Consider the following 22252-nt stretch of genomic DNA (forward strand, 5'->3'; position numbering starts at 1 on the left):
TCTCATTTTAACTTTTTCTAACGTTCTAAGCTTATTCGATCGTCCACCTATGCCATTATGATCTCATTCTGGCAATTTCTTTCCTTGTGATAAGCACTGCGACCACGCAGGCAAGGAAATCTGATATTGGAAAAGATATCCATATGCCGTTGAGGCCGAAGAACAAAGGTAATATGAGCACCAATGGCGGCAGGAATATGATCTGTCTGGAAAGTGTCACGACAAGTGATTCTTTTGATTTTCCCATTGATTGCAATAGAGCTGTTGCGACCACCTGGTAACCAATGAATGGCATCATAAGGAATGAGATCTTCAGGGCCGCGATACCCATGGATATTAACTCTGGGTCATCACTGAAAACACGCATTATCTGTTCCGGTATCAGGAACACTATGATGGTGCTTACGATACACATTGCTGTAACAATGTAATTTGAAAGGGAGATGGTCTTCCTGACCCTTGCATACTCATTAGCTCCGTAGTTGTATCCTACTATCGGTTGTATTCCCTGCTTTATTCCGATAATTGGCATGAGTGTCAGCATGAATACCTTAATGATGATACCAAAGACCGCGATCGATACATCTCCTCCGTATAACAGCAGGCTCTGGTTGAAAAGAAGGAAGAGAGCACTTTCCACTACATTGAATATGAATTCAGACATTCCGATGGAAATGGTCTCGCCAAGTATCTCTGTATCAGGTATCATGTATGCAAAAATAAGATTTAACCTGCTCAGGCTGCTTGCGTAATAGTAGGCCACCATGACGCATCCGACCAGCTGTGAGATCACCGTGGCAATGGCTGCACCTTTTATTCCCATTCCGAACTCGAAGATGAACAGGGGGTCCAGGATGATGTTCGTAACGCTGGAGACCAGCATGATAGCCATTGCAAACTTTGTATTTCCTTCTGCACGGATAGCATTGCTCATGGCTGCAGAGAATGTGAAGAACGTCGTTCCAATGACAATATACTTCGTGTACTCGCTGGCAAAAGGAAGTACAATATCAGAAGCTCCAAAGACCTTTAGCATGGGGTCGAGGAATATCAGGCCAAGAGCTGTAAAGGCTACACTGGCGGTGACTACCAGTGTTACCATATTAGCAACGGTTCTCTCAGCTTTTATTATGTCTTTTTTCCCCAGCGCCCTTGAGATAATAGACGAGCCCCCGATACCGACTCCCAGAGCGATTGCCATCATGAGGATCTGTACAGGAAAAGCTACGGATATGCCGGCGATGCCCAGCATGCTTTGCTCTCCCAGTCCCCTTCCGACGAAAATTGTGTCTACAAGGTTATATAAGGCCTGTACAAGCAATCCTACTATAGTGGGTACAGAGAGTTTGACTATGAGGTTGCCTATGGATTCATTCCCAAGCATTGCATCGTTCTTGTGCATTATCTGAATTCTCTTTCAGGTCGATTCAAAGGAATAACAAGAAAGAGAATTTCTTTTACTTATACTTAGTTGGATTTTCCTATCAATATGGCAAGGGATCAAAAACAGTGATTATTTATTTAATTCATTGACAAAGGAAGTAATTATAGATATTAAATAAAAATATTATCATATCATAGAATTCCAACTCCATAAAAATTTAGCGTACAAAAAATTGACGTTACCTATATCCCCGCACTTTTCTTAACCGTTTATCTTCTTCTGGAAGGTTGAAGCTGTACATTAGGGTTCATTATAATACTTAAATGGTATAAGCTCATTATGTAAATTATCTGCTTAAAAAATTCATTGAAAATTGGACTGATAATATTTAGTTTTGCTAAAGGAGATATTGTATAATGCCCAAAGAAAAATTGGCATGTGATCCACATAAGGAAGCGTGTAATTTCAATCCTGCAGTTTTTTATTCTGCCTTGGGATTGGCCATACTGTTTGTGATCTGGGGAGCAGTATTTCCTGGTTCCATGCGATCTGTTTCTAATCTTGCACTGAGATTTATAATCGATCAATTCGGTTGGTTGTACCTGTTTGCAGTGTTTGGATTTTTGATCTTTGTAATAGCGATTGCTTTGAGCAAATATGGAAGCATTAAGTTAGGTAAAGACGATGATGTGCCAGAATATAGCACATTTTCCTGGATAGCCATGCTGTTTACTTCAGGTATGGCTATTGGTCTTGTTTTCTGGAGTATTGCAGAACCCATAACACACTTTACGTCTCCCCCCTTCGGGTCTGCCGAAACCCCGGAGGCAGCCACGTTGGCTCTGCGTTATGTTTTCTTCCACTGGGGTTTGCATCCATGGGCTATCTACAGCCTTGTGGGCCTTTCTTTGGGTTATTTCCAGCACCGTAAAGGTCTTCCAATTCTTATCAGCTCCGTTTTCTATCCTATATTGGGAGATCGCATATATGGGCCAATGGGCCATGTTATCGATGTCCTGGCGGTATTTGCCACAATTTTCGGCCTGAGCACGTCTTTGGGTCTGGGTACCCTGCAGATCAGCAGTGGTCTGAATTTCTTATACAATATACCTGATTCTGATTTTGTTCACTTGTTGATCGTTGGTGTAATGACAATCATCTTCACCGGAGCAGCTGTTTTAGGTATCGAAAAAGGGATCCAGTTCATTGCTGAAAGAATTTTTTATCTGGCTTTGATACTGATGGGATTCCTCCTTGTATTTGGACCTACGACATTCATATTTGACATGTTAACAAATACGACCGGGTCTTACCTACAAAACATCTTGTCCATGAGTTTGTGGACCGATCCTGTAATAAAAAGCGGTTGGCTTGGTAGCTGGACTCTGTTCTACTGGGCATGGTGGATATCATGGGGACCTTTCGTAGGCCAGTTCATTGCCAGAATTTCCAGAGGCAGAACCATTCGTGAATTTGTTATCGGGGTCCTTATAGTTCCGACTGCATTCAGTTTCTTGTGGTTGGGAATTTTCGGTTCGACTGCTCTTGAAATAGAATTGTTTGGTAATGGTGGCATTGTTGAGGCTGTTTCGCAAAACGTGGCATCTGCCTTATTTGTTACATTGGCCAACTATCCCCTGTCATCAATAACTTCAATTATTGCTATCGTCCTGGTTGCCGGGTTCTTTGTCACTTCAGCAGATGCAGGGACCTATGTTGTAGCCATGCTCACTTCCAATGGTAGCTTAGAGCCAAAGGACAGTGTAAAAGCCATTTGGGGTATCATTTTGGGCTCGGTGGCATCTGTTCTTCTGGTGACAGGTGGGCTGGTTGCATTGCAGACCGCGGCCATTGTAGCGGCTTTCCCATTCATGTTCGTGATGATTGCAATGGTTTATTCCATTATCAAAGCTATAAGTTCAGAAAAGGTCTAAGCATTATAAGATTCAAGACGCTGGTGCTCCGGGAGAGGATTGAAAGGTTGGTACCAGCACTTTATTCCTTTTTATTTTCAACTTTGTTCTTTTGCTTACCTTTTTCTTTTTGGTCTTGTAAAACTCTTTCAATTCCCATATTTTACACAAATAACATACTGAATTTGGTGTATCTATTAATAAAAAAGTTTACTTGCCTAGATATATATTTTCCTCCAGAGGCACATTGCATCCTATACAACTCCATGCAATGAACCTTTTGATCACCATATCTCCCGTTCATTATAAAATATGCAAATATCGGAAATTGTTTCATAGATTGGAGTTCATATATTATTTGTAAGACGAACTTGCTGCAATCCATAGGACTAAATAGTCCGATATTCCACAGATAGAACAGAACGATCTGATCAGGTGAAACACATGCTATTAAAATTCAGAGACAAGGAACCTCTTATAGCTGAAACTGCTTTTATTGCAGATTCTGCAGATATAATAGGAAATGTAATTGTAGGTGACGGATCAAGCATCTGGTTCAATGCGGTTATCCGGGGGGATCTGGACAGGATACATATCGGAAACCGTACAAGCATCCAGGACAATGCCATGATCCATACCGACCCTCCCTTCGGAGTCGAGATCGGAGATGACGTATCCGTAGGTCATGGAGCAGTATTGCATAGCTGCAAGATCGGGAACAATGTGCTCATTGGCATGAATTCTACAATTCTTTTCGGAGTCGAGATCGGAGAGAATTCCATCGTTGGCGCCAATGCACTCGTTCCTCCGGGAAAGAAAATCCCGCCTAACAGCGTTATCACAGGAGTTCCCGGAAAGGTCAGAAGGGAAGCCACACCGGAAGATGTTGCCATGATAAAGGAAAATGCAGCATTATATGTGGAATTGGCAGCGGAATATAAGAAGCAGCAGAAGAAAGAGGGTACGAAGTACTAATAAATGTACTGCGGGCTTACATGAATATAAGATCCCATAAATCTTCCATATACTATAAAGGTGAAGAACTTGAAAGCTTTGATGCAGTTATTCCTCGTATAGGTGCATCTGTGACCTTTTATGGTACTGCAGTACTTCGACAATTTGAAATGATGGGCGTGTACCCGTTGAACGAATCGGTTGCTATCACCCGTTCCAGAGACAAACTCCGCTCTTTGCAGCTGCTTTCCCGCAAGGGCACAGGCCTACCTGTGAAAGGTTATGTAAGTAAACCTGACGACATCAAGGATATGGATCAAGATGGTAGGCGGTGTACCTCTTGTTGTCAAACTGCTTGAAGGTACACTGGGCATTGGTGTAGTACTGGCAGAAACACAAAAAGCTGCAGAAAGTGTGATAGAAGGTTTCATGGGTTGGTGAAAATGCTTCTACATAATAGCAAATGGTTGTAGCAATTTGTGTTAGAATGAAAATTCTGATTGACTCAATTAAACTAAGAACACTTATATTTATTTTAAGCACCAAAGTTGGTTTACCACATTTATACATAATATTAAGATAATATAATACTCCACACATGAGGATGCTACCCATATGAAATCCAACTTAGAGAACAGCGAGCTGGAATGGCTTCACAAAAATAGCCGTATGTTTGCAATTTTATGGAAACCTGTAGGTAATTGGGCAGTGGAATTTGTTTCAGAGAATATTAATCAATATGGATATGCACAAGAAGAGTTCTCATCTGGAAAAATGATGTATCGTGACATAATATATCCTGAAGACATTGAGATGATCAACTTTGCGTTATTAGAATGTAGGAAAAATAAAGATGAGCAGTTCCTTGATCTGGAATACAGGATAATAAGCAGGTCCGGAAAATTGCACTGGGTTGCAGAAAGATCGATTCTGATACGTGATAATAAAGGCAACATAATTAATATTCGAGGTCTGGTCCTTGACATTACTGAACATAAGAATGCCGAACTGGAACTTAGGATGTCAGAGGAGAAATATGTCACACTTGTAGAAAAGGGAAATGATGGAATAATAATTGTACAGGATGATACTCTAAAATTTGTAAATTCTAAAATATGTGAACTTCTGGGATATGAAAGAGAAGAGTTACTGGGTGGAGATGTTTTGGATCATGTGCCTGTCGATTATAAGCGCATGATCTCAAAAAGGTACAACAAGACCTTAAATGACAAAATGAATGTCCGCCGTAATAGTGAAGCGGAGTTTTTAACGAAACAGGGTAACAGATTTCCTGTAGAAATCAGTTTTTCATATATTCACCATGAACTTAAGCCTGCAGTCGTCATGACTATTAGGGATATTTCCGAGAGAAAGCGTGCTGAAATAGAGCTTAAGGACTCGGAAAAAAAATATTCCACACTTGTGGAAAAAGGAGATGACATGATCGTCATCGTTCAAAACGACAGTCTCGCTTTTTCAAATCCAAAATTTAGGTCTGTAACAGGCTATCAAAAAGATGAGGCAATTGGTAAGCGTTTCTCGGAATTCTTTTCAAAAGGATATCGCAAGATGATAGGTGAACGTTTCAGGGGTGATATGGCTAAGAACTGGACTTCTCCTCGTAAGTACGAAGTAGAACTAATTTCTAAGGACAACGAGAAGATAGCTGCTGAATTGAATTCATCCATCATCGAACATGAGGGTAAACCAGCATATATGGCAATAATAAGGGATATTCGGGAACAAAAGGAAAGGGAAAGACAACTTCTTGAATTCCTGGAAATGCAGAAACTTTTGGTAAATGTGATCAACGATAGCCCTACGATCATATTTATATGGCGGCCTGAAAATGACTGGCCGGTGGAATTCGTTTCCGAGAATATATCTCAATTTGGCTATTCCGTAGAAGATTTTACTTCGGGGAATGTATTGTATGGGGATATAATACACCCTTACGACATTGAAAATATAAAAACAGAAGTATTGCGATCCAATCAGGAGGGAAGGAATTTCTCATACGAGTACAGGATATTTACAAAATCAGGGGAAGTCCGATGGGTCGATGAAAGATCGATCTACAAACGTGATGAAAAGGGGGATGTGGAATACATACAGGGTATTATTGTTGATATTACTGATCGCAAGAATGTAAATGACTTCATTCGTATTGAAGCCGAAGTCGGAGATTTCTTCAGCCCCGCAGGAGATATGAAAAGCGTATTTGAACAGTTTCTTGAGTTTACATTGCAGATAGATAAGATAGATTCTGGGGCATTGTATCTTGTGGACGATCTGACAGGGGAACTAAGCATAGTGGCACACAGAGGATTATCCGCCAATTTTGTAAAAAGTACACGGTATTACAATCCTAACTCAATTAATGGCAAATTGTTCACAACAGAATATCCAATATATAAGTTATATTCTGAGATAGATGCATTAAATAAAGATGAAGATCTAAGTTATGAAGATCTGAAAGCTACAGCAATAATCCCTATCAAACATAACAGGAAGATAGTTGCTGTGCTGTTTCTGGCATCCCATATTGAATTTGAGATCCCGTCAGATATCCGTAGTTCCCTCGAAACTGTTTCTATGCAGGCAGGGGCAGTTATTGGTAACATCAGGGATAGGCCACAAATGCAAAAAAGCACAGATATTTCCCAATATCTGATCGATTCTTTGGAAGATCTTTTTTTTGTTATTGATATGGATGGATGCATACTCTACACTAATCAGTATTTCGACGATGTTATGGGCTATGTGAAAGATGAATTGATTGGCATGAGCCTTCTTAAGCTCTATCCACAAAATAAGGCACTTGAAGCAGCTTCAGTGCTTGCGGATATTATAGCTGGAAAAAAAGCTATCTCTAATATACCCATGGAATCACATGATGGAAGCATTGTTCTAGCAGAAACTAAATTCACAAGGGCAAAATGGAATGGCAAAGATGTATTGGTTGGACTTGGTCGTGAGCTTATTTATAGATGAAATTTAAGTATTTGTTAGACAAAACACAGTCACACCCTTGTGTTTTTTGTTGCAAACCTACACAGGTGACTTCTTATTATTAAATTTATAGAAGATTAGTTGAATTTAGGGTAGAGGATTTCTACAGAGCCAAAATTACACCATTTTCTGAAAAATTTATATTAAATTCAATTTTAAGCTTAAAACTAAGCCCAGAGCAGTTTAAATTAAAGAGCAGGATCTTTCACTTAGGCAATGTTACATGAACTGTCGTACCTTTACCTTCCTCACTCTCGATCCATATATTTCCTTTATGCCCTTCAACAATGTTTTTGCAGATATACAGACCCAACCCAGTTCCTCCGTACCTGCGCCTGATTGAAGCATCGACCTGATAAAACCTCTGGAACAGATTGGGCATCAACTCCTTTTTAATACCGATTCCAGTATCGCTTACTATAATATGCACGTTTTCATCTTCTTCAATTGCGGATACAGTTATCAAACCCCCAGAGGGTGTAAACTTTATTGCATTGTCTAAAATACTGGTCAAGATGTTGGTCAATTTGCCTTTATCACCATTTATCAGAGGTAAATCACCGGGGACATTTCTTTCGAGTGACAAATGCTTCTTCTTTATTTCCAAAAACATATCCTGAATCGCATCATTAATAATTTCTGCAATCTGAACTTTCTCAAATGCATATTCAATAGCTCCGGCTTGCACTTTACTTATGAATAATAGGGAGTCCACCAAATGCCTGAGCCGTTCAGAATTACGTAAAACTGTATCCAATGCTTTTTTTTGCTCATCGTTAATTTCACCTAACGATCTATCATCTACAAGTTCACTGTAGCCGGTTATAGAAACAAGAGGTGTTTTGAGTTCATGACTTACATTTGATATGAACTCGTCCTTCATTTTATCAAGGGATTTAAGATCCTCGTTTGCTTTTTGCAGCATCTCTTCTGCCCGCTTGCGTTCGACGATATCTGCCATTAGCTCTTCGTTTTTATCAGACAGTTCAGCTGTTTTTCTCTTGACCTGGGTATTCAGGACAGCACTTGCAGCTATGAAAAACAATAATAGTCCTCCTCCAAACCCAACTGCCAGCTTAATCCATCCGGGGATCTCAAATTCCACCACACTTGCAAGCCATTTATTTTGCGATTGATAGTAAATCGATTCCCTATTACCTTTCAGTGCAACCATGTGCTTATCTATGGTTTCGAGAATTTCCTTGTTTTTTCCCTTGGGCACCGCAAAACGCATTTCTATTGGAGAAAATATTATAGGAGTTTCATAAACATCATAGTCTTTTTTCTGTGGGGGATTGTATAACCTGGGGATAATTCCAGCATCAGCTGTTTTATTTTCAAGATACCCAAACACTGTTGGATAATCATCAGCTTCGATAAAGTTGCAACTGATACCAAATTGTTCTGAATAGGGCTGGAAACTCAGATAGTATATGTCCTCTCTGAGGCCAATCACGGTTTTCTGATCCAGATCAAGGATAGATTGGATCTCAAGATCGGATCGTGTGTAGATCTGACCCCAGTCTAAAACCACAGCCTCATTTGTAAAATCGAATCTTTCCCCTCTTTCTTCAGAGTATGCTATGGCTACCAGAAGATCAATTTCACCGGTCTCAAGTCTTTCAAGGCATTCTGCCCAAGGACACGGAACATATTCGATATTCCATCCTTCTTTTGAGGCGATGTGTTCAAGGATATCAATATAGAAGCCTCTGATCATTCCGTCATCATCTGTAAAGACCACCGGTTCATATTGATAGACTCCAACCCTTATTGTTTCCCCTTTGGCATCAACCGGATAACTCGATACAGATAAAAGGCAGATTACAAGGATGGCCAAAATTACAAGTTTATTTGGTCCAATAAGATAACTCGAAAATTTACAATTGTCAATCATTTCCCCCACGATTTAAAACCGACATTCATTGGAATAACATACTGAAGCGTCTTTATCTATATTATAGAAACATAGAACATATATTTATTGGATTGTAGAATTGATCAATAGGAAATACCATATGGCAGACCCATTAGAGAATTGTATATTTACCACAAAAAACAAGAGCCTTTTTACATTCCATAGGCTCAAACTCCTTAAAGAATAATTCATTCAAAGATTAAAAGATGAGCAGCAAATAAAAACTAGAAAACACAATTTTAGGTTCTTACATTAAAGAGGATTTCTACAGAGCCCAAATATGTTATGTGTAATTACAGTCAAATCTCTTCATTCATACTACATTTTGCCATAAATGCAGTTTGAAAATTGGAACTATGCAAACCTATATGTGACATCGGTATATGTCATATTAGCTATATGGAGATTTTTTGAACTATCCCTGATTGCAGGCGATTTTGTCAAGGTACATACCTCCACACCCTACCGGTGATTTGATGAAAACTGGAAAAGAGATTACTCCCGAGGAGATGGCAGCAGATCTTTATCCATCTGACACAACTGAGCGCAGAATCGCAGAAGCAGTTTTTAATGGTGATGAAGACGAGGTCATCAGCTGTCTCAAAGAAGCTATTGATTCCGGAAGCGATCCATTGTCCTTAATAGATAAAGGGCTTCTAGCTGGAATGAGTATTGTTTCGTCACTCTATGACAGAGATATGCTTTACTTGCCGGATATTATAATGGCTTCAAATGCAATGAAAGATGGAATCGAATATTGTAAAGAAAGATCCGGAAAAACACCTGAGCTTAAAGGAAAAGTTGTATCTTATGTAGTAGAAGGTGATATCCATGATATTGGCAAGAAAATTGTGGCTGCACTTCTCGTAGCAAAAGGATTTGAAGTAATTGACCTTGGTAGCGATGTTCCCGTAAATGAGGTGATAGATTCTGTAAAAAGGGAACATCCGATCATGTTGACAGGTACGGCGCTCATAACTATGGCAAGGTACTCTTTCAAGGAGGTTAATGACAAGCTGCTTGAAGAAGGTATAAAAATCCCATTCTTGTGCGGTGGAGGGGGAGTTAATAGGGATTTTGTATCCAGCCTTGAGCTAGGTGTGTATTGTGAGGATGGAGTGAATGTGCCAGAAATAGCAGAAGATATCATTAATGGCGCAACTATAAAAGAATTAATACGTAAATATGTGATATTTAATATATAACTATTGTGACGTCAATACGATTCGCAAATCCATACTCATTCTAGAATCTATCTACAATCGTATCTAATTTCCTTACTAAATTATTAGGTAGTGATTAAAATAGTTCCTATGGAATATTTGTTATCTAGCAAAAACAGTGTCAGTGCCCGTGAAAAAAATCTATCATTTAATGTATAACATTTGGTAATTATTTGCACAACATCTTTATTTTTTTTGTCTAAATGTTCTTCTATATAACTCTCATGCTTGAAGGGTGCTTACTTTTTTGGAACTATCTGCAAATTGTTGAACAAACGCAATCTAGCCACACTGTATAATATAATTCAGGTTCGATATTGATACTTTATAATCGATTTGTTTTTATATAATGTGCCAAAACCTCTTGATATGCTTCTATATAAGCATTTCCATTTGTAGTGATTGAAATTTTATTTGCAGTTATCTTTTTAAATCAGAAAAAGCAAAGCGTGCGCCGCAATTATTCTTATTACTTTCATGGAAACTAAAACTCTCATGACCAATGTTCTTATATATTGGGACCTGTGGAAAAATAGCCTTATATAGTGTGCAGGCAGCCATTAGATTAGGTTCTGATGAACCATGAAATAGGTGTAATTACAAAATATTAAACAAATGTTATTTGAGGTGAAAATTGATGGCTGAAAATGATTCGTCTATCGAAGAAGGATATGTTTGCGATCCACATAAAGAAACATGCAGGATCAATCCGATTGTGTTTTATGTGTCCCTGGTAATAGCAGGTGTATTCGTATTGTGGGGTGCAATTAACCCTGAATCACTTAATGTTGTTTTCAACGCTATATTAGGTTTTACGATTGATACTTTTGGTTGGTTATACTTGGTTGCAGTTTTGTTCTTCCTAGTGTTCGCAGTAGGAATAGCCATGAGCAAATATGGCAAGATCAAATTAGGTAAAGACGATGATGAACCTGAGTACAGCAATTTTGCATGGCTGGCTATGCTCTTTACATCAGGAATGGGAATCGGTCTTATGTTCTGGAGTATTGCCGAACCCATGTATCATTATTTAGCTCCTCCAGTTGGGCAGGGCAGCACCCCCGAAGCTGCTGAATTGGGAATGCGTTATGTTTTCTTCCACTGGGGTCTGCACGCATGGGGTATTTTCACACTTGTAGGGCTTGCACTGGCTTACTTCCAATACCGCAGAGGAATGCCCGGACTTATTAGTTCAGTTTTCCATCCGATCCTTGGAGACCGCATACATGGTCCTATTGGAAATGCCATTGATATTCTTGCAGTATTTGCAACGATTTTCGGACTGGGCACATCCCTTGGACTGGGAGCTTTGCAGATCAACACCGGTCTGAACTTCATGTTCAACGTCCCCATCGGCGGCACTATACAGGTAATAATTATTGCATTGGTCGCAATCCTCTTTACTGGCGCAGCAGTTGCCGGTATTGAAAAAGGAATTGAGTTCATTGCTAAATGGACAGTTTATTTCGCACTTGGATTAATGGCATTCCTATTCATATTCGGTCCAACCACATTCATCCTCAATATGCTGACAAGTACCACTGGATCATACTTCAACGAATTCTTTACGATGAGCTTGTGGACAGATGCAATCGAACAGAAAGGTTGGGGCGGTAGCTGGACCATATTCTACTGGGCATGGTGGATCGCATGGGGACCATTCGTTGGTCAGTTCGTTGCAAGGATCTCAAAAGGAAGAACTATCCGAGAATTTGTTGCAGGAGCACTTCTTGCACCAACAGCATTCAGCTTTGTCTGGCTTGCAGTATTTGGTGGTAACGCACTCGGACTTGAGATCTTCAGTGGAGCCGGAATCGCCGATGCGGTTAATACAAATCTTGCATCAGCAGTGTTTGTCACCCTATCCAACTACCCAATACCAATGATAACATCGATCGTTGCAATCATCCTGGTCATTGGATTCTTTGTAACATCAGCAGATGCAGGAACTTTCGTTCTAGGTATGCTTACTTCTAATGGTAGTATGGAGCCTTCAGGCAAGGTGAAGGGCATATGGGGAGTTACAATCGCCAGTGTAGCAGCAATTCTCCTTGTCACAGGGGGATTAACGGCTTTGCAGACAGCATCGATCGCAGCAGCATTCCCATTCATGTTCGTGATACTGGCAATGTGTTATTCTTTGCTGAAAGCTCTGAAAGAGGACCACTCCTAAAAGATATACTCTATGATAAGAGGTGTTTAAATGTTACCAAAATTAGATGTGCTAAGCCCTGAACAGGTGGAAGCTATTCATGAACATACTATGAAGATACTGGAGGAAGTCGGGCTCGATTTCCTCTACGAGCCTGCACTTGAGGTCTTTAAGGCACATGGGCAGAGGGTTGAAGGGAATAGAGTTTATTTTGACAGAGGGTTTATAGAGGAGCAAATAAAGAAAGCTCCATCTCAGTTTACTTTACATGCTCGAAATCCCGAAAACGATCTTGTTTGTGGTGGAGACAACATAATCTTCATGCCTGGATATGGTGTTTCATTTATTTACGAAGCTGATGGAACTCGCCGTGATTCTGTCATGGAAGATTATGATAACTTTGTAAAACTGGCAGGCGCCAGTGAGAATCTTCACATGACCGGAGGCAATATCGCTGATCCAAGCGACATAACTGAAGAAATTCGCCATTTGAAGATGTTGTACAGCTCTATCAAAAATTCAGATAAGTGTTTTATGGGCAGTGCTTCAAACAGGGAAAGGGCTGAAGATGTTATTGAGATGACGGCAATCCTTTTCGGTGGAAAAGAAGTTATTAAGGAAAAGCCGGCGATCATCTGTTTGATCAATTCGATCACTCCGCTTAAATTTGATGATTATATGGCGGGTTCACTGATGGCTTATGCCGAAGCCGGTCAGCCTGTTGTCATTGCAGCTTTGGTAATGGCTGGTTCGTCAGGTCCTGCATCAATAGCAGGATCTCTTTCCCTGCAAAATGCTGAAGTTCTGGCAGGCATTGCTCTGGCACAGTGCGTAAATCCGGGAACTCCGGTAGTTTATGGATCATCCTCAGCGATCACGGATATGAAAACAGGTGCATTATGCATTGGAAATCCGGAATGTGCGCTGTTCACATCGGTCTGTGCTCAAATGGGAAGGCACTACGGAATACCTACCCGTAGTGGCGGTGGTCTGACAGATTCTAAGGTAGTGGATGCACAGGCAGGCTATGAATCAATGATGACACTCATGAATGCAGGTGTTACTGGTATCAACTATGTACTTCACACAGCCGGTATACTTGAGGGATACATGGCAATGTCATATGAGAAATTCATAGTCGATGATGAAATTGCAGGTATGGTACTTCGCTACCTCAAAGGGATCGACTTTTCGGAAGAGGCGTTTGCTTTTGATGTGATCAAAAAAGTTGGACCAGGGGAACATTTCCTGGCACAGAAACACACCAGGAAATACTACCCTATTGAACTTCGCGATGCTGATCTAAGTGACAGGCTGCCGTATACTGACTGGGTAAAGGCTGGTCTGGATACTCTTCAGCGTGCAAATAAACAGTGGCAAGATGTGCTGGATAATTATGAACCACCAGAACTTGATACGGCTGTTGATGAAGCTCTCCAAAAGTTTATGGAGAAACGCACTGCTGAATTAACAAAATAAAGTAGGTTCATTTCAAGAAGCTGATCTACTGACTGAAAAGCAACCCGGTCGTTGATGCTAATTCGCTGGTATCAACTTCTTTTTCTTTAATTTCGAAAAATTGATGGTTCAAAAACAGCCGTAGATCTTGCAGACGAAAAACCAGGATGAATATTGGAAGATCACTGACCTTATGTTTTTGATACTGATATTGTGAAAGATATGATAGTCTTGTTGCAGGAAAGAACAGAATTCCTGCAACAAATTAAATAAATTGAAAAAAGGAGATTACAATATGGTTACACAAGATGAAATTAACGCAAAAGCAAAAGCTGCAGTCATGGATTTCGATGACGAAGCAGTAGAAGAAATATGTGAAGAAGCAATCGATGCAGGAGTCGATGTAGTATCCCTTATTCAGGACGGTCTTACTGCAGGTATGAACGAAGTAGGAGACCAGTTCGAACAGGGTACTCTTTTCCTTCCACACGTAATTGCAGCATCCGAAGCAATGAGCGCTGGTGTCGCAGTACTTACCCCAGTCCTTGAGGCACAGGGTGGGGCTGTAAAATCAAAGGGAACAATCGTCATCGGTACCATCGAGGGTGACATCCACTCCATCGGTAAGGACATTGTTGCAACAATGCTCAAGATCGCTGGATTCAAGGTCGTTGACCTCGGCAGGGACGTTGCAATCGGTACATACGTCGATGCAGTCAAGGAACACAAGCCACTTGTAATCGGTTCTTCCGCACTTATGACCACAACAATGGTCCTTCAGATGCAGATCGAAGAGCAGCTTAAGGAAGCTGGAATCCGTGACTCTGTCATGACCATGGTCGGTGGCGCACCTGTCACACAGGACTGGGCAGACAAGATCGGCTCAGACATCTACGCTGAGAACGCGACAGATGCAGTCGTTAAATGTAACGCAGCTGCTGAGTGATCGATAGTCACAAATGAAAGATAGATCCACATTGGATCTATCCATTATTTTCTGATAACTCCTCCCTCCAATTCGATCTTCCTCATATTTTCAGGTATTATAACTTCCTGTTTCCCCACCAAAATAAAAATATGAGGGAGATCTCTTTTAAGGTATTTTTAAACTTTCAAAGTTAAATACGGCTACTTTCATGACATGTAGTCCTGGAAATGGTACAGGAAACTTATGCAGATGCAACTTTGTTGACTTATACTACAATTCTACAAATTCACATTCCATCGTCGTTTGAAAAAATGTGCAATAGGATCAGCAAAATGAAAAATAAACACTATTTGTATCCATCTTTTCAATGATCTCATCTCATTTCCCATTTTCCTTTTCTGCAAGAAGTACCGCAAATAGGATCATCAATATTCCTGCAAACTGCCATATGGATAATATTTCATTAAAAACGGATATTCCGATAGTTGTTGCAACAACGGGTTCTACTGCTGCTATGATGGATGCTTTGCTGGCCTCCACGTAGTGAAGACCTTTTGTATAAAGGACATATCCCAGTACGGTCGGAATAAGGCCAAGACCAAATATGTAAAACAATGTGTCGATGTTATGAGAAACAGTGATCACAGCTCCCATTCCACTAATGGGAAACAGGCCAATGGTTGCGGTAACAAACGTATAGGTTATAACGGTCATAGGATCATATTTTTCAAGGGCGGCTTTTCCTAATATAGTGTAAAGGGCATAACCAAAACCAGACCCCAGACCTATGAGAAGCATGCTGGTCGAGAGTAAGACCCCCCCTGATGGAAGATAACCTGATATGAGAACGCATCCGGCAACAGCTACGGTTAATGCAAAGATCTTGATCGAAGAGAGTCTTTCTTTAAAGACCATTCGGGACATGAGCAGTACAAAGATGGGAGCAGTGTAGAGAAGGATTGCTGCTATTGCAACAGAAGCTTCTCGGATGGTTGTGAAATAACACCAGTTAAAAAAAACAAGGCTGAAAATGCCAGTCCCGATAAAATAATAGGTGTCAGAAAAGCGGATGTTAAAAAGTTCCCTATTTGTAAGGCCTATGTATACGAACATGATCAAAGCTGCGCTTAGAACCCTGAGAAACACAATTTCCAGGGCTGAAAATCCTGCTTCATAAAGAGCATTGACAAAAATTGAGATCGATGCCCAAAATGCGGCACCTGTTCCAATTAAAGCATATGAATGTTTTTTCATGTGTTATTCTCGTGTTCATAGACTTACCAAACATAGAAATATGTTTCTCTTTGAGAGGACTGTCTTTGAATTTGGGATTTGTTGGTGTTATTTTGAAATACTGCAATTTTCTCAAGAATAAGAATGTAAAGAACATATTTAGCTACAATCTGAGCAGGAATGTCACGATAATTTTAATAAGAGATGAATAGGTTCACAAAGGAATTTTACATACATTTTAAATATCATACATTCGTTGAATATAATGTAGTTTAAGATTAAAAATCTTATAATTGCCTTTTTTGTACATGAATTATTTATTTTATTAATGGCATTGTTTACATGGGGATATTATGCAGGATGAACTTATCGTAGAAGCAACCGATGGTAATTGGGAAGAGCTAGTTGAAAGGGAATCACTTCCAGTAGTGGCAATGTTCTATCTTACAACATGTCCACATTGCAAAGCAATAGAACCATATTTTCAGGATTATGCCGGGGAGTTCAGTAGATCCTGCAAATTTGTCAGGATCGATGCAGAGCAGAGTCCCTGGACTGCGGAAAGATATGGTGTAGAAGGAACACCCACGTTCGTATTTCTCTGTGGGGGCACTGTGATACAGGGGCTTGCCGGAGTGTCTCATCCTTCAATACTCAAGAGTAATATCGAGGATTTCATTAAAGAAGGATCGACATGTGCTGCGAACATCACAAAACTGAAGTACGATATCTCTTTGTATGAATGAAAGTTCAGGATCACGATCGATGTTAAATAAACATCGTAAGAGAATTGTCAATATAGAATATTGTAACCTAATTGTAACCTGATAATAGACAGGATCCTAAAATAAAATTATCTGGTCAAGCGCTAAAAATAGAATATTAAAGGGTCCTTTAAGGACCCTTTAGATCGATCTTTGATTTAATTTTTCTTGTTTTCAAGAAGTTCTGTTGCCATCTCACGCAGTTTGAACTTCTGAACTTTACCACTGGCTGTCATCGGATATTCATCAACTATGAATATGTGCTTTGGAACCTTGTAGCGTGCGATCTTTGTCAAGCTGTGATCTCGTATGTCCTCAGGTGTGAGATTAGAATCATCGTTAAGAACTACGAATGCACCTACTATCTCTCCATATTTTTCATCAGGTATTCCGACCACCTGTGCATCTTTAATTCCATCAATGGTGTAGAGGAACTCCTCGATCTCTCTCGGGTAGATGTTCTCTCCACCGCGGATGATCATGTCCTTTATCCTTCCGGTAATGCGGTAATAGCCCTCCTCATCCACTGTTGCCAGGTCACCACTGTGTAACCAGCCATCTTTATCAATGGCCTTTTCGGTCATTTCAGGCATCTTGTAGTAGCCTTTCATCACATTGTAACCACGGCAGCATATCTCACCCTGTTCGTTTGGTTTGACAATTTCCCCGGTCTCAGGGTCCACGATCTTGACCTCGATATGATCCATTGAAGTACCTACGGTTCCTACACGACGTTCAATGGTATCATCAGTGCTTGTCTGGGTGAAAACAGGAGATGCCTCTGTCAGACCGTAGGCAATGGTGATATCCTTGCAGTTCATGTCATCGATGACCTTCTTCATAGCCTCGATCGGGCATGGTGAACCTGCCATTATGCCGGTTCTCAGGGAAGACATATCGAACATTTCGAACATTGGGTGTGAGAACTCTGCGATGAACATTGTAGGCACACCATAAAGTGCTGTACATTTCTCTTTCTGTACTGCAGCAAGTACAAGAAGTGGGTCGAACAGTTCTATCATTACAAGGGTTCCGCCATGGGTGAGGGTTGCAAGAACACCGAGTACGATACCGAAACAGTGGAACAGCGGTACCGGCAGGCACAGCCTGTCCTCTTTGGTGAATTTTTGCCTTTCACCGATGTAGTATCCGTTGTTAAGGATGTTCTTGTGTGTAAGCATGACACCTTTCGGGAATCCGGTGGTTCCTGAAGTGTACTGCATGTTAATGGCATCTTCACAGTTCAGTGTCTTCTTGATCCGGTTCAGCTCGTCGCTGTTGGTGTGTTTTCCGAGGAGGAGCATCTCAGTAGTGTTGTACATTCCCCTATGTTTTTCCTGCCCGATGAATATGACACTTTCAAGTTTTGGATATTCCTCGCTTTTCAGATTGCCTCTCTTGCAGGTCTTCAGCTCAGGTACCAGTTCGTAGACCGTCTCCACATAATCGACATCCCTGAAATGGTCAACGATCGCAAGCATCTTCATGTCTGACTGTTTCATGACATAGGCAAGTTCATGGCTCTTGTATGCGGTGTTCACTGTTACAAGTACAGCACCTATCTTTGCAGTTGCAAATGTGAAGGTAAGCCAATCAGGGACATTACGTGCCCATATGCCGACATGGTCGCCTTTTGTGATCCCCAGGGACAAAAGTCCTTTTGCAAGGTCATCGACCCTTTCATTGAACTCCCGGTATGAAAAACGCAGGTTTCGGTCAGGATAGACCATAAAGTCCCTGTCCGGGTCTTTTCTAACCTGTTCCTCAAAGAACTCACCAATAGTAGATTTAGTAAATAGCATGATCTCAGGTCCTCTATGTTCTGTTATTCGTTTTTATTACTCTGTGATGAGGTGTTCGCTTAATGCTTCCCTGATGGTCCCGGTCAAGGGAATAGACTTCTTGTTGATGAAATCATAATGTACCAGAACTGCAGTTCCCCTGGTCCTTAACTCTCCTCTTTGCCAGGCTTCATGTAGTAATGTGAAGGAAGAATTGCCAATTTTCTGGACATAGGTCCTTATTTCAACATCACCGTCAAAGAACATCTCTCCAAGAAAATCAAAGTCTATCCTTGCCATGATCAGGTTCCATTTCCCAAGGGTCAGGTCAAGGGTAGGACTGAACATTCTGAATATGGGATTTCTTGCCTCTTCGAACCATCCCGGAAGTACAGTATTGTTGACGTGTCCCAGACCATCGATGTCGCCAAATCGCGGTGCCACAGTTGTAACGAACATTTCTTATCCCTTAGATAGGTGTGTAGACTACTGCCAGTATCTTTGCTTCTGTTCCTGCTGCGTGGACATCATGTGGTACAACGGAGTCATAGTAGATGCTATCCCCTACGGTCAATGTGTAGTTTTCCTTTCCATATGTCACTTCTATGTTGCCGTTAAGCACGTAGATGAACTCTTCTCCCTCATGGGATGATAATTCGTGCTCCTCTTCATTCTTGAAAGGGTGAACATCAATGATGAATGGTTCCATGTTCCTTGCCTGCTTGTCTGCTGCAAGTGAATGGAAATCGAGTGCACTTTCTTCAGAGTTTTTGGATTTTCCGGAAAAACGAACTACGTTGGTTGAAGCTCCATTTCGTACGACAACAGGACCTGTCTGTGGCATATCATCAAGGAATGTGCCCAAGCGTACTCCCAGTGCACGTGCGATCTTCAAAAGAGGTGTCAATGATGGAATCAGCTCACCTGCTTCAAGTTTCTCTATAAGTTCCACACTGCTCTGACTTTCTTTGGCCAGCTCTTCCACGGTCATCTCCTGATTCTCACGGAACTGGCGTATCTTCTCTCCGACGCTGTTTTTTTCTGTCAATGTATTCACCTCTTTTGCGCAGATCAACGCAAATAAATGGTATTTCAAATTAGAATCGTAACTTAAATAGGTATCTGTTATGGTTTACAGGCAACGTTTATAATATATTGAAAACCAAATATCATTGTGAATTCACATGAAAAGTAAAATGCTGATATTGATATTGGTGCTATCATCTTTATTGATGGCAGGATGTATTGGGGACAATGGGGACATAACTGAGGAAGAGAACGAAACTCCTGTTGATGTTCCTGATGAGAACATCTCAGAAGATGATGTTCTTGTTGATGAGAACGGAGAGGTCATTGAGCCACAGGTCTACGTAATAAGGCTGGATAGGTATACCGCATTACCCAATTATCTTGAGATCAATAGAGGGGATACGGTCTACTGGAGAAATGAGCAGAGCGAGAGAAAGCTGATATTTGAGGTTATAAGTGAAGATGGCCTTTGGGAAGAGCAGAGGATCAATTACGGAATGCAGTTCAATTACACCTTCACCGAGGCAGGAACGTATAATTTCAGTGTCCCTCCATGGCACAGTATGAACAGTACCGTTATCGTTAAATGATGGCGGGCTGTACAGCGTGCAATATGCAGATGAAGAGCACAAAGGTCACCGAAGGTAATACTACGGTCCTTGTACCGGTACCTCCTGAAGGCGTATCATTCCCGCCATCAGAGGCACCGGTATTCTACAATCCTCATATGGAACTGAATCGCGATATCTCCGTCGCAGCTACTTTAGCGTATGCAAGGAGACTCTCATTCCAGAAGGATATCGGGATCGAGGACATAAGCTATGTTGATACCATGTCCGCATCAGGTATCAGGGGACTCAGGATCGCAAACGAAGTTGGTGTTTCAACAACTTTGAACGATTGGAGCGATGATGCCTTTGAGCTTATTCTTGAGAATATTGAACTGACCGGTCTATCGGAGACCGCAGAAGCCACATGCAAGAATGCGAATGTGCTGATGCATGAGAGAAGGTTCAATATTGTGGACCTCGATCCTTTTGGGAGTCCTGCACCTTATCTGGATGCTGCGACAAGGTCAGTTGTTCATCTTCTTGAGGTCACGGCAACCGATACAGCTCCACTTTGCGGTGCACATTTTAATTCAGGAATGCGAAAATACGCTTCTGTGCCATTGAATAATGAGTTCCACAGCGAGATGGGCGTGCGTATACTTCTTGGTAAAGTCGCAAGGGAACTTGCAAAGCATGACAAAGGCATGACCCCGCTTCTTTCGCATGCTACAAGGCATTACGTCCGTGCCTATCTTCAGGTTAAAAAAGGCGCTAAACAGGCCGACAGGTCCCTCAGGGAACTTGGATTTCTTGCCTATTGTGAGAAATGTGGTCAAAGGAGATTTTTCTATGGTCTGGCTGTTGCGATCGATGACAAATGCCCTTCATGTGAAAGCAATATGCAGATCGCGGGTCCTCTATGGCTGGGACAACTGCATGAAAAGGAGTTCTGTGATGAGGTCCTGGCAGAGATGGAATCTCTGGATCTCGGTAAGAAAGAGCAGGCAAAGAAGATCATTGTTGCCTGTCGGGATGAATTTGACATGCCTTTCTTCTATGATCAGCATCTGATATGCAAAAGGATCGGTATTTCAGCGCCTGCAATGGATGCTTTTGTCGAAGCCCTTCGGGAAACAGGTGCCAGTGTTTCAAGAACACATTTTAGCGGCACCTCTTTTAAGACCGATGCAGATCTTGATCGCATAAATGATGTCCTTAGATCACTGTAAGCCAATGGGATTACACTATCAAATATTATCATATACTATCGATGTACTATAGAAAGTAATATATATCAAATTAGATAATGATTGTTTAGTTCGAAAAATATAGAACTACTTATATATATGTATTCAGAGGAGATTAGATTGGCAAAGGAAAACCCGGAATATCTGTTCTTGCAGGAGAAGCCAACACTTGCTTTACTGGCTATCTGGTTCTATGGAAGGACATATGCCTCTGTTATTACAAAAGAGATCAATTCCACATTCGCACACACAACAAAGATACTGTCAAGAATGGAAGAGGATGGTCTTGTAGTATTTTCTGTTGAAGGGCGGATCAAGTATGTTGAGTTGACCGAAAAAGGGCACAATGTCGTTTCTCTCCTGAAGGAACTTGTCATCTCTTTGGGTGGAGAGCTTCCGGATGAATACGATCTTGAGGGCAGGCATGAGGTTAGTGGTGATGAACTTGATCCGACTTCTGCTGAGATCCTGGACAGGATCAATAAGTTGCGCCTCAAGGTTGAGAGCATTTACAAGGAATTGGTGGATTCTGATGCTGATGCTGAGACCGCCAAAAGAAAACTTGGACCATTTAGCCGTGAACTGGCGATGATAGGTGATGTGATCGATTCTTCCGAAACGCCTGTCGATGATGATGTCATCAGTGCCTTTAATGCTACAAGGGAAGTATTCCTATCCCTTCTGAACAAAAACGGTTAAATGCTT

19 protein-coding genes are annotated in these 22252 nt (G+C 41.1%); 13 read left to right on the plus strand and 6 right to left on the minus strand.

All coding sequences use genetic code 11. The features are described 5' to 3' along the window. Nucleotides 1-55: 55 nt before the first annotated feature. The gene (locus BMX02_RS07525) at nt 56-1402 is read right to left on the minus strand and encodes an MATE family efflux transporter (RefSeq protein ID WP_091690075.1); all 1347 of its coding nucleotides are present in this window, start codon (nt 1400-1402) and stop codon (nt 56-58) included. Between the two features lie 398 nt (nt 1403-1800). Between BMX02_RS07525 and BMX02_RS07530 the strand changes: the two genes are divergently transcribed. From BMX02_RS07530 to BMX02_RS07545, 5 genes are all read left to right on the plus strand, one after another. After that, nucleotides 1801-3318 carry a glycine betaine uptake BCCT transporter gene (locus tag BMX02_RS07530; RefSeq protein ID WP_091690076.1) on the plus strand — a complete coding sequence of 506 codons (1518 nt, stop codon included), beginning with the start codon at nt 1801-1803 and terminating at the stop codon, nt 3316-3318. Between the two features lie 423 nt (nt 3319-3741). After that, complete coding sequence (locus BMX02_RS07535; RefSeq protein WP_091690077.1) at nt 3742-4272, plus strand: gamma carbonic anhydrase family protein; 531 nt, start codon at nt 3742-3744, stop codon at nt 4270-4272. Between the two features lie 20 nt (nt 4273-4292). Then, complete coding sequence (locus tag BMX02_RS07540) at nt 4293-4610, plus strand: hypothetical protein (RefSeq protein WP_244624953.1); 318 nt, start codon at nt 4293-4295, stop codon at nt 4608-4610. Next, complete coding sequence (locus BMX02_RS12415) at nt 4573-4692, plus strand: hypothetical protein (protein WP_244624951.1); 120 nt, start codon at nt 4573-4575, stop codon at nt 4690-4692. The genes BMX02_RS07540 and BMX02_RS12415 overlap by 38 nt, the downstream gene beginning before the upstream one ends. A 174-nt stretch (nt 4693-4866) precedes the next feature. Next, nucleotides 4867-7245, plus strand: a complete 2379-nt coding sequence (locus BMX02_RS07545) for a PAS domain S-box protein (RefSeq protein WP_091690078.1) — start codon at nt 4867-4869, stop codon at nt 7243-7245. A 223-nt stretch (nt 7246-7468) separates the two neighbouring features. Here the strand turns inward: BMX02_RS07545 and BMX02_RS12135 are convergent, their stop codons facing one another. Further along, a complete protein-coding gene (locus BMX02_RS12135; protein ID WP_135643955.1) occupies nt 7469-9160 on the minus strand; it encodes an ATP-binding protein in 1692 nt (563 codons plus the stop codon). Between the two features lie 497 nt (nt 9161-9657). Between BMX02_RS12135 and BMX02_RS07555 the strand changes: the two genes are divergently transcribed. The 4 genes from BMX02_RS07555 to BMX02_RS07570 all read left to right on the plus strand — a co-directional run bounded on the left by BMX02_RS07555 (nt 9658) and on the right by BMX02_RS07570 (nt 14960). Continuing rightward, a complete protein-coding gene (locus tag BMX02_RS07555) occupies nt 9658-10386 on the plus strand; it encodes a methyltransferase cognate corrinoid protein (RefSeq protein ID WP_091690152.1) in 729 nt (242 codons plus the stop codon). 655 nt (nt 10387-11041) lie between these two features. Further along, complete coding sequence (locus BMX02_RS07560; protein ID WP_091690079.1) at nt 11042-12577, plus strand: glycine betaine uptake BCCT transporter; 1536 nt, start codon at nt 11042-11044, stop codon at nt 12575-12577. A gap of 30 nt (nt 12578-12607) precedes the next feature. Then, nucleotides 12608-14035 (plus strand): glycine betaine--corrinoid protein methyltransferase, encoded by a 1428-nt coding sequence (mtgB, locus tag BMX02_RS07565; RefSeq protein ID WP_091690080.1) that lies wholly within the window; start codon nt 12608-12610, stop codon nt 14033-14035. Nucleotides 14036-14309: 274 nt separating this feature from the next. Continuing rightward, on the plus strand, nt 14310-14960 hold the full coding sequence (locus tag BMX02_RS07570) for a methyltransferase cognate corrinoid protein (RefSeq protein ID WP_091690081.1): 651 nt from the start codon (nt 14310-14312) through the stop codon (nt 14958-14960). A gap of 360 nt (nt 14961-15320) precedes the next feature. Here BMX02_RS07570 and BMX02_RS07575 read toward each other — a convergent pair whose 3' ends face one another. After that, a complete protein-coding gene (locus BMX02_RS07575) occupies nt 15321-16196 on the minus strand; it encodes a DMT family transporter (RefSeq protein WP_091690082.1) in 876 nt (291 codons plus the stop codon). A gap of 332 nt (nt 16197-16528) precedes the next feature. Here BMX02_RS07575 and BMX02_RS07580 point away from each other — a divergent pair, with 332 nt between their 5' ends. Next, a complete protein-coding gene (locus tag BMX02_RS07580) occupies nt 16529-16921 on the plus strand; it encodes a thioredoxin family protein (protein WP_091690083.1) in 393 nt (130 codons plus the stop codon). Nucleotides 16922-17097: 176 nt separating this feature from the next. Here the strand turns inward: BMX02_RS07580 and BMX02_RS07585 are convergent, their stop codons facing one another. Genes BMX02_RS07585 through BMX02_RS07595 form a run of 3 tightly spaced genes read right to left on the minus strand, consistent with a single transcriptional unit; the run spans nt 17098 to nt 19768 of the window. Then, nucleotides 17098-18741: an AMP-binding protein gene (locus BMX02_RS07585; protein WP_091690084.1), complete on the minus strand. Its 1644-nt coding sequence runs from the start codon at nt 18739-18741 to the stop codon at nt 17098-17100. Nucleotides 18742-18777: 36 nt separating this feature from the next. Further along, nucleotides 18778-19179, minus strand: coding sequence for an acyl-CoA thioesterase (locus tag BMX02_RS07590; RefSeq protein WP_091690085.1), 402 nt, complete (start codon nt 19177-19179; stop codon nt 18778-18780). 10 nt (nt 19180-19189) lie between these two features. After that, the gene (locus BMX02_RS07595; RefSeq protein WP_091690086.1) at nt 19190-19768 is read right to left on the minus strand and encodes a helix-turn-helix domain-containing protein; all 579 of its coding nucleotides are present in this window, start codon (nt 19766-19768) and stop codon (nt 19190-19192) included. Between the two features lie 184 nt (nt 19769-19952). Between BMX02_RS07595 and BMX02_RS07600 the strand changes: the two genes are divergently transcribed. From BMX02_RS07600 to BMX02_RS07610, 3 genes are all read left to right on the plus strand, one after another. Then, on the plus strand, nt 19953-20339 hold the full coding sequence (locus BMX02_RS07600) for a cupredoxin domain-containing protein (RefSeq protein ID WP_091690087.1): 387 nt from the start codon (nt 19953-19955) through the stop codon (nt 20337-20339). A 29-nt stretch (nt 20340-20368) separates the two neighbouring features. Then, nucleotides 20369-21529, plus strand: coding sequence for a tRNA (guanine(10)-N(2))-dimethyltransferase (locus BMX02_RS07605; RefSeq protein WP_091690153.1), 1161 nt, complete (start codon nt 20369-20371; stop codon nt 21527-21529). Nucleotides 21530-21667: 138 nt separating this feature from the next. Beyond that, nucleotides 21668-22246 (plus strand): helix-turn-helix domain-containing protein, encoded by a 579-nt coding sequence (locus BMX02_RS07610; RefSeq protein ID WP_244624949.1) that lies wholly within the window; start codon nt 21668-21670, stop codon nt 22244-22246. Nucleotides 22247-22252 lie beyond the last annotated feature (6 nt).

Source organism: Methanococcoides vulcani (genome assembly GCF_900111645.1).
Classification (GTDB): Archaea; Halobacteriota; Methanosarcinia; order Methanosarcinales; family Methanosarcinaceae; genus Methanococcoides; species Methanococcoides vulcani.

What these genes read in the sequence shown, in the direction of transcription:
- BMX02_RS07525 (WP_091690075.1), bottom strand. Translation starts at nt 1,402, where the DNA reads ATGCACAAGAACGATGCAATGCTTGGGAATGAATCCATAGGCAACCTC.
- BMX02_RS07530 (WP_091690076.1), top strand. Translation starts at nt 1,801, where the DNA reads ATGCCCAAAGAAAAATTGGCATGTGATCCACATAAGGAAGCGTGTAAT.
- BMX02_RS07535 (WP_091690077.1), top strand. Translation starts at nt 3,742, where the DNA reads ATGCTATTAAAATTCAGAGACAAGGAACCTCTTATAGCTGAAACTGCT.
- BMX02_RS07540 (WP_244624953.1), top strand. Translation starts at nt 4,293, where the DNA reads ATGAATATAAGATCCCATAAATCTTCCATATACTATAAAGGTGAAGAA.
- BMX02_RS12415 (WP_244624951.1), top strand. Translation starts at nt 4,573, where the DNA reads ATGGTAGGCGGTGTACCTCTTGTTGTCAAACTGCTTGAAGGTACACTG.
- BMX02_RS07545 (WP_091690078.1), top strand. Translation starts at nt 4,867, where the DNA reads ATGAAATCCAACTTAGAGAACAGCGAGCTGGAATGGCTTCACAAAAAT.
- BMX02_RS12135 (WP_135643955.1), bottom strand. Translation starts at nt 9,160, where the DNA reads ATGATTGACAATTGTAAATTTTCGAGTTATCTTATTGGACCAAATAAA.
- BMX02_RS07555 (WP_091690152.1), top strand. Translation starts at nt 9,658, where the DNA reads ATGAAAACTGGAAAAGAGATTACTCCCGAGGAGATGGCAGCAGATCTT.
- BMX02_RS07560 (WP_091690079.1), top strand. Translation starts at nt 11,042, where the DNA reads ATGGCTGAAAATGATTCGTCTATCGAAGAAGGATATGTTTGCGATCCA.
- mtgB (WP_091690080.1), top strand. Translation starts at nt 12,608, where the DNA reads ATGTTACCAAAATTAGATGTGCTAAGCCCTGAACAGGTGGAAGCTATT.
- BMX02_RS07570 (WP_091690081.1), top strand. Translation starts at nt 14,310, where the DNA reads ATGGTTACACAAGATGAAATTAACGCAAAAGCAAAAGCTGCAGTCATG.
- BMX02_RS07575 (WP_091690082.1), bottom strand. Translation starts at nt 16,196, where the DNA reads ATGAAAAAACATTCATATGCTTTAATTGGAACAGGTGCCGCATTTTGG.
- BMX02_RS07580 (WP_091690083.1), top strand. Translation starts at nt 16,529, where the DNA reads ATGCAGGATGAACTTATCGTAGAAGCAACCGATGGTAATTGGGAAGAG.
- BMX02_RS07585 (WP_091690084.1), bottom strand. Translation starts at nt 18,741, where the DNA reads ATGCTATTTACTAAATCTACTATTGGTGAGTTCTTTGAGGAACAGGTT.
- BMX02_RS07590 (WP_091690085.1), bottom strand. Translation starts at nt 19,179, where the DNA reads ATGTTCGTTACAACTGTGGCACCGCGATTTGGCGACATCGATGGTCTG.
- BMX02_RS07600 (WP_091690087.1), top strand. Translation starts at nt 19,953, where the DNA reads ATGGCAGGATGTATTGGGGACAATGGGGACATAACTGAGGAAGAGAAC.
- BMX02_RS07605 (WP_091690153.1), top strand. Translation starts at nt 20,369, where the DNA reads ATGAAGAGCACAAAGGTCACCGAAGGTAATACTACGGTCCTTGTACCG.